This window comes from Dietzia sp. B19, assembly GCF_014145155.1.
GTDB lineage: Bacteria > Actinomycetota > Actinomycetes > Mycobacteriales > Mycobacteriaceae > Dietzia > Dietzia natronolimnaea.
The window spans coordinates 1-4,285 of the sequence record NZ_JAALED010000075.1; the positions used below are offsets into that span (position 1 = coordinate 1).

A 4,285-nucleotide genomic window follows, 5' to 3' on the forward strand; every position below is an offset into this window, starting at 1 on the left:
CCCAGCGCCGACGCCGGCCCCGGCCGCGGCCACCCCGTCGCTCGCGAAGAGCGAGGACAGCGGTGCCGCCAACTCCGACACGCATCTGCGTGCGGCCCGCGTTCTCGCGATGGCGCAGGAGATGGCGGACCGGCTGACCGGGGAGGCCAAGAAGGAGTCCGACGGGCTCATGGCCAAGGCGCGCGGCGAGTCCGATCGGCTGGTCGGCGACGCCAAGACGCAGTCGGAGAAGATGGTCGGCGACGCCCGCAGGGAGGCCGACAAGATCCTCGGCGAGGCCAAGACCAAGTCCGACGGGATCGTCAAGGACGCCCAGTCACGCTCCGAGCAGCAGATCAAGGAAGCCCAGGCCAAGGCGGACGCCCTGCAGGCCGACGCGGAGCGCAAGCACACCGAGATCATGGCCACCATCAACCAGCAGCGTGGCGTGCTCGAGGGCCGGATCGACCAGCTGCGGACCTTCGAGAAGGACTACCGCAGTCGCCTCACCAGCTACCTCGAGAACCAGCTGTCCGAGCTCGGGAAGTCCGGATCGGCTGCCCCGGCCGCCCCGGCGGAGAACGCCGGTGCGCCCGACCAGGGTGCCAAGAAGGACGGCGGCCACCGCGCCGAGTAGTCCTCCCGCGTCGACGCGTCCGGTCCCCGCCCCTGCCCAGGGTGCGGGGACCGACGTATATTCGGGGAGTGGGACCGCCCCGGAACAGGCGCGCCCCACGACACGCACCACGGCAGGAGGAACGCATGCTCGTCGCCGCACTCGGACTGACGATCCTCGGATTCGCCTTCCTCGTCGCCGCCGTCGCCACCGGTCAGATCGGGTGGGCGTGGGCCTGCATCGTGGTCGGCGCCCTCGGCCTGCTGCTGCTGGTCATGGATCTCATCCGCGGGAGATCCGCGCGTGACGGGTCCGGACGGGACCCGTCAGAGGTGGCGGACGCGGCGGACTCCCACGCCGCCAGGTAACATCACCCCATGTCCGGCGGTGAGCCGGATGCGCTGCGATCCGGCCATCACCGGGGAGCGCTCGGAAGAACAGCCGGTCCCGTGGAGGGGGCGGCTCAGTAGAACCGAACGGGGGAGCCCGACCGGCCCCCGACCCATGAGTGGGCGTCGCACCGTCGTCGTCAAACGGGGTGGTACCGCGGACGGACGCGCCAGTCGTGTCCGGATCGTCCCCGAGCGCAGGCCTGTCGGCCCCACGGGTACCCACTCGTGCGGGCCCCGTACCGCGAGGAGTCCGCCCGCATGAGCACCGAGCCCACCGCCACGGGTAGCGCCTACCCGATTCTCGACCTCACCGGCGGCACCACGGCACAGTCGCCGTCGTTCCCCGCCCTCGAGGAGACCGTCCTGGCCCGGTGGGACCAGCGCGACACCTTCCGGGAGTCCGTCCGCAGACGGGCGGACGCCGAGGAATACGTCTTCTACGACGGCCCCCCGTTCGCCAACGGCCTACCCCACTACGGGCATCTGCTCACCGGGTACGTCAAGGACGTGATCCCGCGCTACCGCACCATGCGCGGATACCTGGTCGAGCGCCGCTTCGGATGGGACTGTCACGGTCTGCCGGCCGAGCTCGAGGCCGAGAAGCAGCTGGGGATCACCGAGAAGTCGCAGATCCTCGACATGGGTCTGGCCGAGTTCAACTCGGCCTGCGAGAAGTCGGTCCTGCGCTACACCGACGAGTGGGAGGAGTACGTCCACCGTCAGGCCCGTTGGGTGGACTTCGAGAACGACTACAAGACGCTGGACATCGACTTCACCGAGTCCGTCCTGTGGGCGTTCAAGCGGCTCTACGACAAGGGCCTGGTCTACAAGGGTTTCCGCGTGCTGCCGTACTCCTGGTACGAGCAGACGCCCCTGTCCAACCAGGAGACCCGGTTGGATGACGCGTACAAGATGCGTCAGGACCCCGCGGTCACCGTCGGCCTGCCGCTCGAGGCGCCGCAGTCCAGCCCGCTCCACGGCGCCGAGGCGCTGGTCTGGACCACCACCCCCTGGACCCTGCCGTCCAACCTGGCCGCCGCCGTCCACCCCGACATCGACTACTGCGTGGTGCAGGTGAACTCCGGTGAGCTCGCCGGCCGCCGCTTCGTGGTGGCCGAGGCCCGCCGCGGGGTGTATGCGCCCGAGTTCGGCGAGGACGCCGAGGTGGTGGCGACGGCGAAGGGCGCCGACCTGGTGGGTCTGACGTACGTCCCGCCGTTCGACTTCTTCGCCGGCCACCCCGGCGCGCACGTCGTGCTGTCGGCGGACTACGTCACCACCGAGTCGGGCACCGGCATCGTCCACCTCGCGCCGGCCTTCGGTGAGGAGGACAAGGACGCCTGCGACGCGGCCGGTATCGAGTTGGTCATCCCGGTCGGCCCCGACGGCAAGTTCACCGCCGAGGTGCCCCCGTACGCGGGCCAGCTGGTCTTCGACGCCAACGCGCCCATCTCACGCGACCTGCGTGCCGCGGGTCGCCTGATCCGGCACGAGACCATCGAGCACTCCTACCCGCACTCCTGGCGCTCCGGGCAGCCGTTGATCTACATGGCCCTGCCGGCCTGGTTCGTCAAGGTCACCGCGTTCCGGGACCGGATGGTCGAGCTCAATCGCGAACACATCACGTGGATGCCGGAGCACGTGCGCGACGGGCAGTTCGGCAAGTGGCTCGAGGGCGCGCGGGACTGGAACATCAACCGGAACCGGTACTGGGGCGCGCCGATCCCCGTGTGGGAGTCGGACGACCCGGCCTACCCGCGCGTGGACGTCTACGGCTCCCTCGACGAGCTCGAGGCCGACTTCGGGGTGCGGCCCACCGATCTGCACCGTCCGTACATCGACGAGCTGACCCGGCCCAACCCCGACGACCCGACCGGCAGATCCACCATGCGGCGGGTGGCCGACGTGTTCGACTGCTGGTTCGAGTCCGGGTCCATGCCGTTCGCGCAGGTCCACTACCCCTTCGAGAACAAGGAGTGGTTCGAGACCCACAACCCGGGCGACTTCATCGTCGAGTACAACGGTCAGACCCGCGGCTGGTTCTACACGCTGCACGTGCTGGCCACGGCGCTGTTCGACCGTCCCGCGTTCACGCACGTCGCCGCCCACGGGATCGTGCTGGGCAACGACGGGCTCAAGATGAGCAAGTCCAAGGGCAACTACCCGGACGTCAACGAGGTCTTCGCCCGCGACGGCTCCGATGCCATGCGATGGTTCCTCATGAGTTCCCCCATCCTCCGCGGTGGCAATCTCGTGGTGACCGAACAGGGCATCCGCGAGGGTGTGCGTCAGGCCATGCTGCCGCTCTGGAACTCCTACAGCTTCCTGCAGCTGTACGCCGCCGAGCGCGCCACCTGGCGCACGGACTCCCCGCACGTGCTGGACCGGTACATCCTGTCCCGGTTGGCCACGACCCGGGACGCGATGACCGAGGCCCTGGAGACCACGGACATCGCCGCCGCCTGCGACGAACTGCGACAGTTCGCCGACGCCCTGACCAACTGGTACGTGCGCAGGTCGCGCTCCCGGTTCTGGGCGGGGGAGGCCTCCGGTCAGGACTCCCGCGACGCCTTCGACACCCTCTACACGGTGCTGGAGACGACGATGCGGCTCGCCGCCCCGCTCCTCCCGCTCATGTCGGAGGTCGTGTGGACCGGCCTGACCGGGCGGGAGTCGGTCCACCTCGCGGACTGGCCGGCCGCCGACGAGCTCCCGCGCGACGCCGGGTTGGTCGAGGCCATGGAGGCCGTGCGGTCGGTGTGTTCGACCGTCTCCTCCGTGCGCAAGGCCAAGCAGCTGCGCGTGCGCCTGCCCCTGAACTCCCTCACCGTGGCGATGCCCGACGCCGAGAGGCTCGAGCCGTTCACCGGGATCATCGCCGACGAGGTCAACGTGCGCCACGTCCACCTGACGAGCGACGTGGCCGCCCACGGGCGGATGGAGCTGGCCGTCAACGCCCGCGCGGCGGGGCCGCGGTTGGGCAAGCAGGTTCAGGCGTGCATCAAGGCCGCCAAGACGGGGGACTGGTCCGAGGCCGACGGGGTGGTCATCGCCGGTGGGGTCGAACTGCAGGAGGGCGAGTACGAACACCGCCTCGTGGCCGCGGACCCGGAATCGACGGCCGCGCTCCCGGGCGGGGCCGGGCTGGTGGTGCTGGACCTGACCGTCACCGAGGAGCTGGAGGCCGAGGGCTGGGCCAAGGACCGGATCCGTGAGATCCAGGAGGCCCGCCGCGGCGCCGGGTTCGACATCTCCGACCGCATCCGGGTGCGCCTGGAGGTCCCGGCGGCCCGCCGCG

2 protein-coding genes and 1 pseudogene are annotated in these 4,285 nt (G+C 70.2%); all 3 read left to right on the plus strand.

Annotated features, from left to right (window positions below):
• Positions 1-616, plus strand: a pseudogene (locus G6020_RS03030) (cell division protein); the annotation flags it as partial.
• Between the two features lie 125 nt (positions 617-741).
• The gene (locus G6020_RS03035; RefSeq protein WP_182609612.1) at positions 742-963 is read left to right on the plus strand and encodes a hypothetical protein; all 222 of its coding nucleotides are present in this window, start codon (positions 742-744) and stop codon (positions 961-963) included.
• Positions 964-1,245: 282 nt separating this feature from the next.
• The coding region (gene ileS, locus G6020_RS03040) for an isoleucine--tRNA ligase (RefSeq protein WP_182609613.1) at positions 1,246-4,285 on the plus strand (3,040 nt) is incomplete at its 3' end.

Bases quoted from the DNA above. Each gene is read 5' to 3' on its own strand.
- G6020_RS03035 (WP_182609612.1), top strand. From the start codon at position 742: ATGCTCGTCGCCGCACTCGGACTGACGATCCTCGGATTCGCCTTCCTC.